This window comes from Geobacillus subterraneus (genome assembly GCF_001618685.1).
Classification (GTDB): Bacteria; Bacillota; Bacilli; order Bacillales; family Anoxybacillaceae; genus Geobacillus; species Geobacillus subterraneus.
Genome location: NZ_CP014342.1, coordinates 1,120,046 through 1,137,609, shown reverse-complemented (window position 1 = coordinate 1,137,609; position 17,564 = coordinate 1,120,046). Strand labels below are relative to the sequence as shown.

Below are 17,564 nucleotides of genomic sequence, written 5' to 3'. Positions count from 1 at the left end.
CACCAATCGAGCTTCTTGCTTTTTCATTTTCCGCCACTGCCAATATTCAGCCATATCCAAGTATTTGCGCCCTGACATCCATTTTTCATCGATTTCGATCAACACGGCTCTGGAACGTACCCGTCCATCTTCCCGGACTTTCGTATAAATCGCATCCACCAGTACAAACGGATACACGTGTTCATGAAGGGAACGGTAATTCCAGTCTTGAATAATCGGATCCAGCCCCTTGCACAGCGAGGAAACCATGGATTTGGAAAACGAGGTGCCGCACAACTCCTCTGTGATTTGGGTGATTTTTCGAGTAGACACCCCGTTTACCACCATTTCCATGAGTGCCAGTACCAGTGCTTGTTCGCTCCGTTGATACCGTTGGAACAGTTCCGTAGAGAACTCTCCATCTCTTGTTCGTGGAACGCGCAAGGTCAACCGTCCCGCCCGGGTCGTCAGCTGGCGTGGATACGAACCGTTTCGATAACCTTTTCGTTCTTCCGTTCGTTCATAACAGCGAGCCCCCAGCTGTTCTTCCACTTGCGCCTCGAGGATTTGGTTTAAGGCTTGTTCCAGCAGCTTCACTAATCCCTCATCTCTGGTGAATCACCCGTGCAAAAGTTCATCATTTAGGGTAATATGATATTGAGCCATGGTTGCATTCCTCCTTATGTTTGGTGTTTTTGGTCCACTATTTATTCTACCAAAGGGGAAGCAACATGGCTCTTTTTCTATTTCCCTTTTTACACAATTATATGGACTTAACTTTACTCCGGTCTTTAAATAATGTATAATGTTGGAAATCGAAGGTGGTTTCTTGTTGAATTAACGAATGGCTATAATTCAAAAAGTTATTATCAACAGAGGGGGGTTTTGTAGTGTTAGACAAGAAAAAAGCAGGAAATATATTAGGTGTCGCGTCTTTGTTGCCTGGTAACTATTCAGCCACATCATAAAGTGAGCTGAATATTTTCTTCTTTTCTTGTCTATGATGTGAATATTGATAGACAAGGAGGTGAATCGCATGTTGACGGTACAACAAGCTGTATTTACAGTTGAGAGCTTAATCGGCAAAGTTCAACAACAAAAACAGCTCATTCATCAACTCATTCAAGAAAATGAACATTTGCGTCACGAAAACAAACAACTACGCAAAGAAAATGAACAACTGAAGTACCGTGTTCAAGAGCTGGAAGCACGCACGAAAAAAAACAGCTCCAATAGCCATTTGCCCCCATCTTCTGACCGTTTTGAGAAAAAGCGTTCCTCCCGCGAGCCGTCTGGCAAAAAGCCTGGTGGGCAAGAGGGACATGAGGGGAAGACGCTCCGTCAAGTGGAACATCCACATCATCGTGTCGTCCACCGTGTGCATACGTGTCAAGGATGTGGAGCTTCTTTGCGTGAAGTCAAACCGTTCAAAGTCGATATCCGTCAAGTGTTTGATGTCCCTCCTGTGGCGATCGAGGTGACACAACATGAACGTGAAGTGAAATCGTGTCCACATTGTCGATGCGTGCAACAAGCCGAATTCCCATCCCATGTCACGAATCATGTGCAATACGGTCCACGGCTCACGGCGCTCGTTGTTTATTTACATCATATCCAATTGATCCCGTACAAGCGTTTAAGTGATACAATCGAAGCGTTATATCAACACTCGATTAGTACAGGAACCCTTGCCAATATGGTGAAACGAGGACGCGAAGCGCTGGAATCAAATATGGACATCATCGAAGACGCCTTACTTGAATCCAACATCCTGCATGTCGATGAAACGAGTTTGCGCATCAATGGGAAACTCGCATGGGTGCATGTCGCGTGTACATCGAGATATACATACTTGGCTCCTCACGCTTCTCGTGGAAAAAAAGCGACCGATGATATCGGGATTCTTCCCCGATATGAAGGGACGATGATGCACGATGCGTTCGGTACGTATCCGAAATACACACATGCCACCCATGCCCTTTGTCATGCCCACCATTTGCGTGAGTTAAAAGGATTCATCGAACAGGGGCATACGTGGGCGATGCGCATGACCACGTTTCTGTTAGCCGCCAAGCAAGCCGTCGAAGCCCATCACGGTGCACTTTCCGAAGAAGAAGCGAGACGGTGGGAACGAGTGTATGATCGCATCCTAGAAAGAGCACAACACCGATTAGAAACGATGACGCCTCTTCCGAAAAAAGCACTCGCTTTTGTTCGACGCCTTCAAAAACGAAAGGAAGAAGCGCTGCGTTTCTTACGTGAAGTACATGTTCCCTTTGATAACAACCAAGCCGAACGCGATCTTCGCATGGTCAAAGTCAAAGAGAACATTTCGGGTACGTTTCGCGAAGAAACATTCGCGCAGTCGTTTTGCATCGCAAGAAGCATCGTTTCCACACTGACGAAACACGAAAAAAACGTGTGGGATTCGTTATGTCTTCTGTTGGCAGGCGAAACGATCGATCGAGTTCTTTCCGCTACCTAGGGCATTTTCTATGACCGAAATGCCCTATTTGTGCTGGGCTTTTTTATACACTAGCACTGGGGTGAATAGTTACCCGAGAGGAATATTGACAAAGTTTTGATTTGTCTTTTTTCCTAGATTAATATTGCGTTGTAATGTTTCCGCATAGCCAATGACAAGTTTGCCAATTTGATTTTCAATACAGTAGTTAATGATGTAACGGCAAGTCTTGTTGATATAATCATTCACTTTATTATTGCGATTCATAGCAAGCAAAGCCTGTTTACGAGTGGTGCCTTTGATTTTTTGCTTATCTTTTATGCTTTGAAGTCTGGCATTTTCTTTGTTAAACCATTGATTTATACTTTTTAATCTCCGCCCATCAATGATGAATGATCTGCCGTCTGATGTGACACAAGTGGCAAGATTGTTTAATCCTAAATCAATTGCCAGTGCTTTTTGGTCATTTAATTCTCTTTGATCTTCAGGCATTTCATATTTGTACTGAATCTCAAAGAACCTGGCATGATGCTTAGGAATGATTTCAATCTGCTTAATCTTTTTGTCCAGTAACACAGGCGGAATCGTTATCGTGATAGGCTTGTGAGTCTTTTTAAATAGGCGAGAATACGGTATCGTAAATTTGTTGCCGTCTATACGAATCTGGCCAATGATCAGTGAATGAAAGCCATCTTTTTTAAGATATTTTGGAATACTGATAGCCTTGTGGTCATATTTTCCTTGTTTGGCAAGACTGATTAAACCAAAGAAAGATTTAAAGGCTTCATTGACCTTTTTTAAAATTTGCTGTGCCATGTTGCTGTTTAACAGCTTATAGTTTTCGTTAGTTTTTGCAAGATGATCGTTTTTCTCATAATTAAGAAATTCCTTGTGTTCAAAATAGTATTGTCTGACATTGTACAATCCGACGTTGTACATGTTCTTGGCAATATGGCACAGTTCTCGAAGAGTCAAGTATTCTTCTTTGGTCAAACCATTTAGCTGTTGTTTGATACAAAAATACATTTTTTCACCTCCCATCTAACTATATTATACTATATTTTACTGAATCTATCCTATTTTCAGCAAAATATAGTTAAGGCGATTCATCTCCCACTTACTCCGCTTCGCTTTGTTGAAGTGGGAGTCTTCTCGCCTAATTAAGATAAAAAGAAGTTGTTGACAATGCAATCAACAACTTCCTTCATCTATATGAAATGAAAAAAGGGGGGAGCAATGGTAAATCGCATCTCCTGTATACAATATAACGACTACAATTTTTTGGATAGCTGTTCAAATTCATCTAAAGAGATCTCTCCTTTGGCTAATCGTACTTTCAATATTTCTATCGGAGAGAGTTCTTCTTTACGATCATTGATAAAACGATATAAGAGATAAAAACCAACGGCGATTAATACAACCCAAAATAACATGATCCCAACCATCATGAAAGAACCGCCAAACATCATTGAGTTTCCCTCCTTTTCCTAACTTTAAAACCAATAAGTGATCGTATCTAATATACCAAGTAAAACCATCACGATTCCGGCTGCTTTTTGAACAATCCCCCCTACTTGTCTTCCTTTTTTCATTACAGTGCCGCTAAATCCTAAGTACCAAAGGATAAAGATAAAGAAAATAACAGGTACAGAAGTTCCAACGGCAAAGATGCTCGGTAATAGTACCCCATAAGACGTTGAATAGACGAGAGGCATGAGAGTGACAAAAAACAGCACAAACATCGTTGGACAAAAAGCTAATGAAAAGCCAAATCCCATGAAAAACGAACCGATTTTTCCTTTTCGCCATCTCTCAGGCACTTTGAACAAGGTAACGTTCCAATACATTTTAAAAAGCCCTAACAAATATAAGCCTACAAGAATGAGAATGGGACCAACGAGCTTTCTTAACCACGGAAAATACAATGTTAGCGTACTTTGAATCTCTTTCCCCATGAGCCAGACAATCAAGCCTAAACCGGAAAAAGCAACGATTTTACCGAAAATAAATAAAAGCAACTCTTTCCAAGCCATTCCTTTTTGCAAAGACTGATTACTGTATAATGTGATCGCTCCTAAATTACTAGTGAGTTGACACGGAGCCATCGCTCCCACGATGCCAAGAAGAAAGGCTGACAAAATAGGAATCGCTGTCATGCTATTTGCCATATTAAGAAACGGTTGACTTAGAAAGTTACTGATTTGACTCAAGAACGAATACACCCTTCTTCTCACCTTCTTCTCTATCTGATGTCTATATTGTAGCAATGAATTTTGCAGAAATTGTGGAGTGGTATATTTTAAGCAAAAAGACATGCCTCCGCATGTCTTTTATTAAAAATTTATTTTCCCTTTCGATGCTATCCTTGTCCAGCTTTCACCGTTATTTTTTGTCATGAAAATATCCCCGTTCATGGTGGCGATCACAATTTCCTTCTCATTTTTCGGATTAGAGGCCATATACATGATATGGTCTTTTTCATCGAGCGTAGGAACAGAAAGAACTTCCTCTTGTTTTGTGTCTAATGATTGTTTGATTAGGATAGGTTTATCGTTCTCTACAGCTGCAAATACAATGAATTTTTCTTGGAACGCAAACGTCGTCGTATTGATTTTTCGAGTAAACCGTTCAAACGTATTCCCATTATCTCTCGAAACAAAAATTCCTTCCGATGTACTAATTCCGACCATATTTTCGTCCGTTGGATGGGCAGCAATCGTTCCCGCTGCCGTTTGCGGCAGGCCGTTCAATTGACTTGGCGACCACGTTTTGCCGTCGTCTTTACTGTAAAATACCCCTTGTCCGAGCGTTTTATTTTCTTCTTGGTTCACAACATAAATGGTATGGCTTTTATAGCCAACTGTCATATAATGAAAATCAGATTCTTTATAAAATCCTAAATTCATCAATGTTTGTCCATTATCAAAACTTTTCACAAGACCAAGTGGATTTCCTAAAGATGAACCTTCTTCCGGATGCCCTGATGAATAAAAGCCGTCGTCTGTGGCAGAAAAGCCCATATAATCATGTTTATACGAAGTCGTTTCATACCACTTATTGTTTTGGTAAACGAGTAACCCCTCATGTGTAGCAAAGTAAATCGCATTTTGGTTGCCTGCATAACCGATTCCATGTAAATGCTCGATCTTTCCTTCTTTTTTTTCTTGAAAGAAAGGATTATTGGTAACAGATACGTTCGATTTTGCTTGTTCTTTGCTTGTAATAAAGGCCTGTTTTTTTTCATTGGATGATGAACAAGCGCTTAGAAGAAGAATAGCCGATGTAATCATTATCGCTTTCGTCATTTTTTTCATTGCTGATACTCCTTTTCGTGTATTAAGTAGACATAGTATATTTTATAGCAGAAAAATTTGCAGAATTTATGGAGTTTGTTTCTCTCTGGATATGATATTAACAACTTCTTTGTCACTCTTCATAAATCCCTTTCAATTTTGTTAGCTCGAGCCTTTTTTCGATTGATTTTTTTCCAAGTAAATAGGAGTAAAAAAATAGACAAAAATGTCGATATCACTTTCCCTTGCCATGTCCAATTCATCACTTGATAAACCGAATATGCCTCTAACAAAAGTGCTGGCAGCTTTCCAAGCGAGCTGGCAATGATAAAGATCAGTAAGGAGGTGTGTCCGATCGCTGCCACAAACGTCACAAGTCCCGACGGAACAAAAGGAAGAAGACGCAAAGACAAAACAAGCGAAAAGGCTTCTACCCCTTCTGCCTCAAGCAAACGTTTCACTTTCGGATAGGAAAACCATTTCGTTTCCGAAAGTTTGTGAAATCCTTTTCGATATAAAACGAAAGAAACAATCGCCCCAACAGCTTCCCCTACAAACGATAAAAAGGTGCCTTTCCAAAAACCGAATACCGCCAAGTTAGCTGCAGTGAGAAATACGCTCGGTACAACGCCTAAAATACTGATCACAATATTGATCGCAATACTAATGAGATAAGCAACGCTTTCATATGTATGAAACAATGTAATGAGCTTCTCTTCCATTTCTTTTTACCTTATCCCCCCATTTATATCCTACACCCCAAACGACAAGTCTTTCACTAACTTTTGCATATGCTCTGCTTCTTCATAAATAATGGACAAATATTTCGCTCTTTCTTCCTCCTCGATAGTTGGCCTTCTCGCGATGTCCGCATATCCTTTGACATACGTGAGCGGAGTACGAAGTTCATGAGAAATACTAGCGAGAAATTCGTTTCTTTCTTTTTTTAAGTATTCTAAATCCTTTGCCAATGTTTGAATCGCTTTTCCTAACTGTGCCAACTCATCTTCTCCTTTTACTTGCAGGCGGACAGAAAAGTCCCCCTTGCTCAGTTTTTCGGTCGCTTGTTTCATCCGAATGAGCGGAATCGTAATGACTCTTGATAAAAAAGCAATCGTCATAATGGTCAAAAAGACGGAAAGAATGCCCACGACTAGAAAATGATGTTTTAGCCTATCAATCATGTTTTGAATGGAAGCCGTATGCTGAAACATGTACACATATCCTTTGCTCTTGCCGTCAATCCGAATCGGGCTTACTGTCGAAATATACGACTCTCTTTGCCAATTTTTTTGCACAATCATTCCGCCATAGGGAATGTTTTTATTTGATTTTTTTATTACTCTTTTAGCAAATGGTAAAATATGATCTGAAAAATATAGTATCTTCCCCTTGTCATTGGTAATAACGACGTCGGTCTCCGCTTCCGACTCCATCATGGTGACATGTTCTAACGTAGAAGGGTGATAGCTTTTTTCCAATACATCACGGTGATTGTTCCCTCTCGCTAACAGCTGCTCAAATTCTTCATTAATTCTAGCGTTAACGAGTGTCACATATAACGACGCAAATAAAACCGTTTCGATTCCTAACACAAAGACAAAAAATAATAGCCCTAACTTAAACGAAATTTTTCGCACTTTTGTCCCTTCCTTATAAGAGCTCATTATTGCTTTTATGTAGAGCGCTTTTTATTTTACAACATAAATTTGCAGAATCGATGGATTTTACAGTGAAAAATACACACGAATATTGCCTTGCAAATATCATACAACAATAGGCGGACGAAAAAAACACTGTAGTTTTAAGCCTACAGTGTTTCAATAACTGATCTTTACATCATATATCCTTGTTTCATCATTTGTTGATTCGTTTTGCTATTATTCATCATATGTTCCATCATTTGATCCATATTTTTAGTATTTCGACACTGTTCATACATTTTTTGTAATTGTTCCTCTGATAAATTTGGATGCATTTGTTTCATCATTGGCAACATTTCTTTCCAATCATTATTATCATTTTTATTTGCTGCAAAAACAGCTGTAGCTAATACAAAAGCTGAAACAAGGACGAACAAACCTGAAATAAGTTTTTTCATTTTCAACACCTCCATCCTTTTCTGGTTTTAGAATAAAGGAGAATTATGGAGAAAGTGTTCATAAACATTTACAAATTTTTGTCGCGAATTATCATTATATAGGTTGTAATAAAGAAATTCCGACCTCCATGTCCGTCTTTACTTTATCACCTAACAAGCTGGCACGGTGGCAAGAAGAGCGAACAATGCCATGTAAAACAAAATTGCAACTTATATAGTAATTACAGGCGTGTTGATTATCCAATAAAATCCAAAGGGTATAGAAAAAAGAGCACCTTTCCTGTAGAATGTGAGTAACGACACAAACAAACCCAGGAGGTGCTCTCTATGAACAAGCATACCACACTCCCGAATTTGATGCAAAAACTTGTTTCGGATGAAGAGATTCAACTGATTGCCGAAGCGGTTGGGTATCGTGATTCGTCTCGAACCTTTACGTTGCGCGAGTTGATTCACTTCTTCCTGCTGGCCGCCATGCATCAATGGAAAAGCTTTCGCCACGGAGCCGATGTGGGGCCTCTGTATGGATTGCCGCGATTCCATTATTCAACTGTATCCAAGAAAGCGAAAGAAGTTCCCTATGACATCATGAAACGCTTGTTGGCGTTGATCATTTCCAAGTGCAACCGCCAAACCCGCCGTTCGCTTCGGTTTCCCAAACCGCTTCGGGTGGTGGATTCGACGACCGTCACGGTCGGGAAAAACCGCCTCCCATGGGCGCCGTATCACGGCGAACGCGCCGGAGTGAAGCTGCACGTCGCGTATTCGCCGGAATCCTCGCTGCCGGCAGACGTGGTGGAAACGACCGGACTGCGTCACGATGGCCCAGTGGGAGAACAGTTGACGAACGCTCAACAAGTGCTGGTGGAAGACCGGGCGTATTTCAAAATCGAACGCCTCGATCGATTTGTGGAGCAGCATCAGCTCTTTGTCATTCGAATGAAGGACAACATCGAACTTCATCAGAAAAAAAGCTTGAAACGCCTTTCCAGCACATCTTCATCGGTTCAAGCCGACTTCACGTGCCAGTTGGGGACGAAACAATGCCGATCGACCAAGCGTCACCGGGTAGTGATCTTTCGAGATGCAAATGGCCGCGACATTCGGGTCGTGACGAACCTCTTCCATGCGTCTGCGGAAACCATTGCCGACATGTACCAACAACGTTGGACCGTTGAAGTCTTTTTCCGTTGGGTGAAGCAATATCTGAATGTCCCGACCTTGTTTGGCACGACGGAAAATGCGGTATACAACCAACTGTTTGCGGCGTTCATCGCGTATGTGTTGCTGCGATGGCTGTATGATCAAACCAAAAAACAGACGAACGTCTCTCTTTCCTTCATTTCGTTCGTTCGCCGTTTTTTCTCTGGGCAGCTTCCTCTCGATTGGAAATCCGGGATGGCCGCTGCTTTGTTTGAGTATGCCCAAATTTATGGAAGGCGTATGTATAATTTTGGATAATCAACACTCGTGTAGTAATTAGATATTTTCAAAAATCGATTAGAATTTCTAATGGCCTAATGGCTCTGTCATCATAATCATACTTTGTTGCTTACATGTTTCTTAAACAACATGAATCATTACAAATTAGCTTGTAGAAGTTGTATGTGATGATATGCGAATAATTCAAGAACCTTTGATGTTAGTTGAATGCCATATGTTTGCATCATCATATTAACACCACAAGTTTCAAAAATAAAAAAAACAGCTTGCTCGGCTTGCAAGCTGTTTTGCGTATATAGATTTACGTGCTTCTAATGCCCTGCATGTCCTTCTCCGGTTGCGGGAATAATTTCGAGCTTTTCATCGATGATTCCTTGTGTTTGATAAGAGATGGAACGGAATGTACCAGATAAAAATGCATGGTTATACGGTCCCTCTGTTGGCTCAACAGTAAAAGTTGGTTTTAAACGAGCTAAAAATTCATATACATCCGTCGTTAATGCTCCATTCTCTAGCCATATTAAAGGTGCGTGCTTTCCTAGATGAGAAAATGGCGCAGCTGCAATCGCTAATTCAGGGGTTTTCGTTGAAATAAATGATACGCCATGCCCCGGATTATTTAGCCCCCAGCCAAATTTTGTTTTTTCATCTTTATAAGTAGCAAAAGAAACGGATTGTTGCACCGGTGTATCGCCTGCGATTCGGACAACAGTGCCAAATGATTTTAGTTCGTTTTCCACTTCTTTAGAGATTACTGATTCGGGACCTAAAAGGTATATATTTGCTTTTCCTTTTCTTTGCTGTAACGCCTCTTTCGTTGGTTGCGGAATGTCATTTGCCGTAACATACAACAACGGTTCTTCCATGTGGGCAATCCAATTGGCAGCTATAAGAGTGTACAATTTTGCCTTATCTTCCAAAGAACCAATCATCACGCTTTGCGGGGTCTTGCCGGCAATGTCGCTGTAAAATTGGTCAATTTCTTTCGCAAACGCAGCTGGATCTGTTTCACTAATTTGTTTCAGCTTAAAATTCTTTAATTTATCTAGTTCACTTTTACCAAGATTTCCCATCACCATAATTTGCGTACCGTCAGCTGTGCCTAAAGGCTGAAGGCGGTTTATTTCCTTTAAGACGGCATCTGGTATTTTCTGATCTTTTGTAAATAAAACAGGGCCGTTGCTCGGATGATGAATTAAGTCTACACTTGCCAATGCGATTTGCCAACTTTCAACGGGCACTAAAATAATTCCGCCGGGCTGGTTTTCTTTATGAGTGGCAGGCCAAACCGTTTGTGAAACCATGACGGATAACTCAATAGGATCATCCGTGTTGATACGAGTAACGTTTTTCGTCGCTGTTACGATCATGTTTTGGCTTGCTAAACGGTTGAATGAGTTTGGCGGCTTCGCGAACTCCATTTCATTTGTTTTGTTACCTTTGTCTTTATCATTGGAGGACATATCCATATCTTCATGATTCATATTTGCATGATCCATTTCTTTCGAATCATGATTCATCTGATTATGGTCATTGTTTTGATTGTTACATCCAGTAATGATAAAGACAGGTAGCACAGCTACTAGCGCTCCCCTAAGTAATTTACTGATCATATGTAATCCTCCCTGAAAGAATCTTTTCTTTATTGTATTTATCCCCATTTGTTATTACTTTTAAACTTTTCCCAAATTCCATAAAAAAAAAAAAGCCTAATAAAAGGCTTTTTATCAAAAAACAATGTGATTTTCACTTTATTTTATTTACACTCATTGATGCAGGATATCAATCTTTTTTCAATATCCTCGGCTAAGTGTTCCAATTGTTCATTATTCATCATGCTGATCAACATGGTTGGTTTTGGCATCCCAATTTTTGTCGTTTCATTTTCTTTATACACCACGATTTTGCATGGCAAAAAATAACCTGCCAATAAATTTTCAGAAAGTACACGCGCTGCCTCTTGAGGATTGCATACTTCCAAAATCACAAACGGTGTTTGAAAATCGAATCCTTTTTCTTGAAGCTTTTCCGTGACGCTAAATTTCCACAAAACTCCGAATCCTTCTCTTTTTAAACTCTCCTCCAATATTTCCATCGTTTCATTCATTTCCTTTTGTACTTCAACCGTATAATGAAACACTTTCATCAACCACCTTTCTCCAACATATTTTTGTATGCTATTCCACTTAGTTGTATGTAAAACTTAAACATAAAAGCCAAGTGTGTACTAAAAGCGAGCACTTTTAGTACACACTTCTCACCACTCATCTACTTTTTAATTGTTCCTTTAATCGTTCATTGTCTGTCTGTAATTTTGTAATCTGATCCTGTAATTCCTTGATGGAATGATGATCAGAAGAATGATGATCATGATGTTTATGATGCTTATGTCCTCTCATACAAAATAGCATCATTAAAGGACATAGTAACAATATTAAAAGATTAGCCCAATTCATCATCTTTGGCGAGGAGACCCCGACTTCTAAGCGAGAGCGAAAGTCGGGGAGGAATCGCCCTTCCTCCTTTCTTTTGTATATGATAGAATAAGAATGTGGAGAAAACCGTTGAATCAAGGCACTCCAATCCCCGTTACTCGATGTAGGGAGTTGGTTGCAGGAAACGTTGCAACCGTAAAACATCGATCGTACATCCGTCTGTTGTGCGTGGAAGTCAAGTACTGCCTACAGACATGCCGAGCCACTCGGTAGCGATATAGGCATGACCTATGTCGTTGGGTAGTCGTCAACCTGCCCCTGATGCAACCCCAAGTCAAGGAAGGAGGACGAAGTCCGTTCGCACTTCTGGGGAGTTGCAAGCCCCCGCTTCAAGCGTTAGCTAAGTGGGGGTAGTTGACTCCGTCTCTCTCCTCTTCCGCTTAGTTTACAGCTTTTATGAAAAAACCACTATGTCATCTTTTAATCCTGGACAACTACTTTCCCGCGATACATCCCCATTTGACATTGAAACGAATATTCTCCGCTTTCTTTTGGCAGAAATTCAACCGTCACCTTTTCCCCAACAGGGAGAGCCGCACTTTTATTGAATTCAGGAAATACAACCATTTCCGAACAAGAGTTTTCCTCTTTGCGAATAAATTGAAACTTCACCGGCTTTCCTTTTTTTACTATAACAATGTGTGGAGTATAGCCACCTTTGACGATTATTTCTGCTTCTTGATATCCAGATGGGGTGAAGGTAGCTTTGTATCCGCCCTTTTTAGGCCCCCAGAAAAACCAAGCAACGAAAACAATAAGGAGCAGCCCACTCACATTAACGATCATTTGAGTCATATCCATCAATCATACCTCCTTTGGTTTAAAACGTTTCAGGCGATTGGCGTTTGCCACAACTGTAACAGAGCTAAACGCCATTGCCGCTGCGGCTACAAGCGGAGACAATAATGAACCGGTCAATGGATAGAGCGCGCCAAGAGCGATTGGGATGCCTAGTGTATTATAAATGAACGCACCAAATAAATTTTGATATACATTTCTCATCGTTGCCCGACTAATTTGAATCGCCTGCACTACCGATTTTAAACTTCCTTTAACAAGGGTAATATCACTCGCTTCAATCGCTACATCCGTACCGGTTCCAATTGCCATTCCAATATCTGCCTGCGTAAGTGCCGGGGCATCATTGATTCCGTCTCCCACCATCGCTACTTTTTTTCCATCTGCTTGCAGTTTCCGGACAATTTCTGCTTTATTCTGCGGAAGCACATCGGAGATGACATTGGTAATCCCTACTTTTTTCGCGATTGCACGCGCCGTTCGCTCATTATCCCCCGTAACCATGATCACCTCTAATCCGATGTTTTTCATTGCCGTAATTGCCTCTAAAGAATCTTGTTTCACCGCATCCGCTACGGAGATGACTCCTTCCGGTTTTCCATCAACCGCCAAAAACATAGGTGTTTTTCCTTCGTCCGCCAATCTTTCGGCATGTTGTATATAGGCTTCTGTTGCAATGTTGCCTTTCTTCATGAGTTTTAAGTTTCCGAATAGAACATGGTGGCCATCAATCCATCCTTGCACGCCATGCCCCGGTATAGCTTCAAAATTCTCGGTTTTTCCCAGCAATATATTTTTCTCTTTAGCTGCTTCAAGTATTGCACCTGCTAACGGATGTTCCGATCCTTGTTCGAGCGTTGCTGCGAAATAAATTAATTCTTTTTCTTTGAGGGAACCAACGGCGATCACATCGGTTAATGAAGGTTTGCCCATGGTGATCGTCCCCGTCTTATCTAAAACGATGGTCGTTAATTTCTGGGCGATTTGCAGCGCTTCGCCGGAACGGATGAGAATCCCGTTTTCCGCTCCTTTGCCTATCCCGGTTGTTAAAGACATAGGAGTGGCCATTCCTAATGCACAAGGACAGGCAATAATGAGCGTCGTCACTAAAACAATTAGAGCATACATACTTGAAGGTGAAGGACCGAAATTAAACCAAATTAAGTACCCAATGATAGCTAAAATGATTACACTCGGAGTAAAAATCGCAGAAACTTTATCAACAATTCGTTGAACAGGGATACGGGAGCCTTGAGCTTGCTTCACCATGTTGATGATATTAGATAATGCGGTATCATCCGGTGACTTTGTCACCTGAAATGTAAAGCTCCCTGTTTTATTCATCGTGCCGCCAAATACTTCGTCTCCTTGAACTTTCTGTACAGGCAACGATTCGCCGGTCAACATCGATTCATCAACAGTTGAACTTCCGTCAAGAATCATCCCGTCCACCGGTATCTTTTCACCGGGCCGTACAACAACGATATCCCCGATCTGAATTCGCGATATAGGAATTTCTGTTTCGACTCCTTCTTTTAACACCCGAGCCGTCTTAGGTTGTAAACCAATGAGTCTTTTAATCGCTTCAGATGATTTGCCCTTCGCTTTTTCTTCCATCGCCATTCCTAATACAACTAACGCCGTGACAACCGTTGAAACATCGTAATACACTTCCGCCATCGATGGATCTGGAAATAAGTCCGGCCAAAGCAAGGCGACAACCGAATAAATCCATGCCGCACTGATCCCGATGGCAATCAGTGTATGCATATTGGCTGAACGTTGTTTTAATCCTTCCCATGCCCCAATGAAAAACTGGCTTCCGCTATAAATCATCACAATTAAGGCTACTACTGCCATGAGCAGTCTGCTAAACCAGAGTTGACTGCTTCCCATAGGCAACAAATCTCTTATGATTGGAAAAAAATCTGGATAAGATACCAATATAATAGGAACCGACAATATTCCGGCAAACCACCATTTTTTCATTAGTTTTCGATACAATTGTTCATGTTCATCATCTTCGTGTTTTTCTCTCTCTTCTGTTTGATGTGAGGTATCCGAGTGTATCGAGCTAGAACTGAAAGTGTTGGATTCGTGATGACATGAATGTTTCTCTTGATGGTGAGCGTGATGATGACCATGATCATGATGATGGTGGTCATGGTGATGATTTTTGTTATGGGTGCTAGAAATATGTTTATTCCTCTTCATAATAAATTCCCCTCCGTGAACAAATTTTCTTTCTTTATTATGATCATGTTAAAAATAAAATATGTAGATTCTATGGAGAAATTCAGAAAATTAGGTGACACCTGAATCCTGATGAACGCATTTAACTGTAAAAAAGATGATTGTTTTCATCACGGTTTTGATTTGTCGACGCCGCACACGGCTCCATAGTGGACTGTCGTTTCGCTTCATGCTTCTTGTTGACCAGTAACCAGTCAACTTCCCCCACTTAGCTAACGCTTGAAGTGGGGGCTTGCAACTCCCCAGAAGTACGAGCGGACTTCGTCCTCCTTCCTTGACTTGGGGTTGCATCAGGGGCAGGTTGACGACTACCCAACGGCGCAGGTCATGCCTGTGTCGTTCCTTCAACGATGTACTCTATTCCTTTTCGTTGAAGGTTCATGGCACCAATGCGGTCATCGTTTGAGGTGTATCCACATGTTCGGCAACAAAAGGTGTGTGTACGTTTCTTTCGATTGGCTTTTTCCGTATGCCCGCACTTTGGACATGTCAAAGAGGTGTAATGCGGAGCAACCACCATCACTTTTGCCCCATGCAAACGTGCCTTATACTCTAACATGTGACGGAACTGATAAAAAGCCCACGATACGGTTTCATATCGGTCATGGATACGTACACGTTCTGTTTTTTCACGAATGCCTGTTAAATCTTCTAATACAAAAAGGGTACGTTCTCCATATTGACGAACGAGTGCCTTCGTGATCGTATGGTTCACATCCGTCATCCAACGGTTTTCTCGTTGTCCGATTGTTTTCAACTTCCGACGCGCAGAAGCCGTCCCTTTTTGTTGGAGGGTTTTTCGCATTCGTTTGTACTTCGCACGCATATGCTTGATTTTTCGTCCGTTAAAAAAGGTGGTTTTCCCTTGCGAATCATAAGCTACTGCAAGAAAGTTAACCCCTACATCGACACCGACCACTTGGCGAATGTTGTGTTCATCTACGGTTGGAATCGTTTTGGTCATAGGGATGTGCAAAAAGAATTGGTTATGCTTATAGACGAGTTTGGCTGTACCAAACGTCCATGAGCCATCAAAATATTGTTCCATGCCTTTTGGTTCGAACGGCACTTTAATCCGTCCTTCTAGTGTATTGACAGAAAATAATCCTTGAACAAGCGAATAATCTCGATTCCAAACGAGATCATATTCAGGTTTTTTAAAGCGAACCAATGTCCATTCATGACCATTGCTTTTTAGGGAACGGTATCTAGCGATCACCGTTTTAATCACAGATTGCGCCATTTGCGAACGCAACGCGTAGTTTGATCGAAGTAGACGATAGGTCATGTCGTGTAACTTGGCTTGTGCAAGCACTTTTGTGTCAAAAATCACAACAGACACAGCGTTGCACGCTTGTCGATAAGCGGAAAGGGTGGCTTTCAATACTTCTGCTTGTTCCGCTGTTGGGTAAATTTTGATTTTGGCTGTTAACGTCATGTCCATTTGTCTCACCTCTCTTTCACTAAATATATTATATCAGGCGTGTTGATTATCCAATAAAATCCAAAGGGTATAGAAAAAAGAGCACCTTTCCTGTAGAATGTGAGTAGCGACACAAACAAACCCAGGAGGTGCTCTCTATGAACAAGCATACCACACTCCCGAATTTGATGCAAAAACTTGTTTCGGATGAAGAGATTCAACTGATTGCCGAAGCGGTTGGGTATCGTGATTCGTCTCGAACCTTTACGTTGCGCGAGTGGATTCACTTCTTCCTGCTGGCCGCCATGCATCAATGGAAAAGCTTTCGCCACGGAGCCGATGTGGGGCCTCTGTATGGATTGCCGCGATTCCATTATTCCACAGTATCCAAGAAAGCGAAAGAAGTTCCCTATGACATCATGAAACGCTTGTTGGCGTTGATCATTTCCAAGTGCAACCGCCAAACCCGCCGTTCGCTTCGGTTTCCCAAACCGCTTCGGGTGGTGGATTCGACGACCGTCACGGTCGGGAAAAACCGCCTGCCATGGGCGCCGTATCACGGCGAACGCGCCGGAGTGAAGCTGCACGTCGCGTATTCGCCGGAATCCTCGCTGCCGGCAGACGTGGTGGAAACCATCGGACTGCGTCATGATGGCCCAGTGGGAGAACAGTTGACGAACGCTCAACAAGTGCTGGTGGAAGACCGGGCGTATGTCAAAATCGAACGCCTCGATCGATTTGTGGAGCAGCATCAGCTCTTTGTCATTCGAATGAAGGACAACATCGAACTTCATCAGAAAAAAAGCTTGAAACGCCTTTCCAGCACATCCTCATCGGTTCAAGCCGACTTCACGTGCCAGTTGGGGACGAAACAATGCCGCTCCACCAAGCGTCACCGGGTGGTGATCTTTCGAGATGCAAATGGCCGCGACATTCGGGTCGTGACGAATCTCTTCCATGCGTCTGCGGAAACCATTGCCGACATGTACCAACAACGTTGGACCGTTGAAGTCTTTTTCCGCTGGGTAAAGCAATATCTGAATGTCCCAACCTTGTTTGGCACGACGGAAAATGCGGTATACAATCAGCTGTTTGGGGCGTTCATTGCGTATGTGTTGCTGCGATGGCTGTATGATCAAACCAAAAAACGGACGAACGTCTCTCTTTCCTTCATTTCGTTTGTTCGCCGTTTTTTCTCTGGGCAGCTTCCTCTCGATTGGAAATCCGGGATGGCCGCTGCTTTGTTTGAGTATGCCCAAATTTATGGAAGGCGTATGTATAATTTTGGATAATCAACACTCGTGAAATTAAAACA

General features: G+C 41.9%; 14 protein-coding genes and 3 pseudogenes. 3 read left to right on the top strand and 14 right to left on the bottom strand.

Going from position 1 to position 17,564, the window contains the following annotated elements:
* Positions 1–90: 90 nt before the first annotated feature.
* A pseudogene (locus tag GS3922_RS05655) lies at positions 91–645 on the bottom strand (IS256 family transposase); the annotation flags it as partial.
* A gap of 370 nt (positions 646–1,015) precedes the next feature.
* On the opposite strand from GS3922_RS05655, the gene GS3922_RS05650 reads away from it, so the two are divergent.
* Positions 1,016–2,464 carry an IS66-like element ISBst12 family transposase gene (locus GS3922_RS05650; RefSeq protein WP_062898466.1) on the top strand — a complete coding sequence of 483 codons (1,449 nt, stop codon included), beginning with the start codon at positions 1,016–1,018 and terminating at the stop codon, positions 2,462–2,464.
* Positions 2,465–2,536: 72 nt separating this feature from the next.
* On the opposite strand, the pseudogene GS3922_RS05645 reads toward GS3922_RS05650, so the two are convergent.
* From GS3922_RS05645 to GS3922_RS05615, 7 genes and pseudogenes are all read right to left on the bottom strand, one after another.
* Positions 2,537–3,469: pseudogene (locus tag GS3922_RS05645) on the bottom strand (RNA-guided endonuclease InsQ/TnpB family protein); the annotation flags it as partial.
* Between the two features lie 245 nt (positions 3,470–3,714).
* The gene (locus tag GS3922_RS05640; RefSeq protein WP_063165558.1) at positions 3,715–3,912 is read right to left on the bottom strand and encodes an SHOCT domain-containing protein; all 198 of its coding nucleotides are present in this window, start codon (positions 3,910–3,912) and stop codon (positions 3,715–3,717) included.
* A 24-nt stretch (positions 3,913–3,936) separates the two neighbouring features.
* The gene (locus tag GS3922_RS05635; RefSeq protein ID WP_063165557.1) at positions 3,937–4,665 is read right to left on the bottom strand and encodes an urease accessory protein UreH domain-containing protein; all 729 of its coding nucleotides are present in this window, start codon (positions 4,663–4,665) and stop codon (positions 3,937–3,939) included.
* A 111-nt stretch (positions 4,666–4,776) separates the two neighbouring features.
* On the bottom strand, positions 4,777–5,757 hold the full coding sequence (locus GS3922_RS05630; protein WP_063165556.1) for a F510_1955 family glycosylhydrolase: 981 nt from the start codon (positions 5,755–5,757) through the stop codon (positions 4,777–4,779).
* Positions 5,758–5,876: 119 nt separating this feature from the next.
* Positions 5,877–6,458, bottom strand: coding sequence for a TVP38/TMEM64 family protein (locus GS3922_RS05625; protein WP_063165555.1), 582 nt, complete (start codon positions 6,456–6,458; stop codon positions 5,877–5,879).
* Between the two features lie 45 nt (positions 6,459–6,503).
* Positions 6,504–7,376 (bottom strand): annotated as a pseudogene (locus tag GS3922_RS05620) (histidine kinase dimerization/phospho-acceptor domain-containing protein); the annotation flags it as partial.
* Between the two features lie 194 nt (positions 7,377–7,570).
* On the bottom strand, positions 7,571–7,837 hold the full coding sequence (locus tag GS3922_RS05615; RefSeq protein WP_043968129.1) for a hypothetical protein: 267 nt from the start codon (positions 7,835–7,837) through the stop codon (positions 7,571–7,573).
* Between the two features lie 327 nt (positions 7,838–8,164).
* Between GS3922_RS05615 and GS3922_RS05610 the strand changes: the two genes are divergently transcribed.
* Positions 8,165–9,298 (top strand): IS4-like element IS5377 family transposase, encoded by a 1,134-nt coding sequence (locus GS3922_RS05610; protein WP_063165554.1) that lies wholly within the window; start codon positions 8,165–8,167, stop codon positions 9,296–9,298.
* Positions 9,299–9,591: 293 nt separating this feature from the next.
* Here GS3922_RS05610 and GS3922_RS05605 read toward each other — a convergent pair whose 3' ends face one another.
* The 6 genes from GS3922_RS05605 to GS3922_RS05580 form a co-directional block, all read right to left on the bottom strand.
* Entirely contained in the window at positions 9,592–10,890 is a 1,299-nt protein-coding gene (locus GS3922_RS05605) for a cell wall-binding repeat-containing protein (protein ID WP_417935471.1), read from the bottom strand.
* Between the two features lie 146 nt (positions 10,891–11,036).
* Positions 11,037–11,420, bottom strand: coding sequence for a DUF302 domain-containing protein (locus GS3922_RS05600; protein WP_042535852.1), 384 nt, complete (start codon positions 11,418–11,420; stop codon positions 11,037–11,039).
* A 124-nt stretch (positions 11,421–11,544) separates the two neighbouring features.
* A complete protein-coding gene (locus GS3922_RS17125) occupies positions 11,545–11,736 on the bottom strand; it encodes a DUF2933 domain-containing protein (RefSeq protein WP_035021201.1) in 192 nt (63 codons plus the stop codon).
* Positions 11,737–12,195: 459 nt separating this feature from the next.
* Positions 12,196–12,576: a cupredoxin domain-containing protein gene (locus GS3922_RS05595; protein WP_063165553.1), complete on the bottom strand. Its 381-nt coding sequence runs from the start codon at positions 12,574–12,576 to the stop codon at positions 12,196–12,198.
* Positions 12,577–12,579: 3 nt separating this feature from the next.
* Entirely contained in the window at positions 12,580–14,787 is a 2,208-nt protein-coding gene (locus GS3922_RS05590; protein WP_236933438.1) for a copper-translocating P-type ATPase, read from the bottom strand.
* Positions 14,788–15,151: 364 nt separating this feature from the next.
* Positions 15,152–16,270 carry an RNA-guided endonuclease InsQ/TnpB family protein gene (locus tag GS3922_RS05580; RefSeq protein ID WP_063165550.1) on the bottom strand — a complete coding sequence of 373 codons (1,119 nt, stop codon included), beginning with the start codon at positions 16,268–16,270 and terminating at the stop codon, positions 15,152–15,154.
* Between the two features lie 137 nt (positions 16,271–16,407).
* Between GS3922_RS05580 and GS3922_RS05575 the strand changes: the two genes are divergently transcribed.
* Positions 16,408–17,541, top strand: coding sequence for an IS4 family transposase (locus GS3922_RS05575; RefSeq protein WP_063165549.1), 1,134 nt, complete (start codon positions 16,408–16,410; stop codon positions 17,539–17,541).
* The last annotated feature ends 23 nt before the right edge of the window (positions 17,542–17,564 follow it).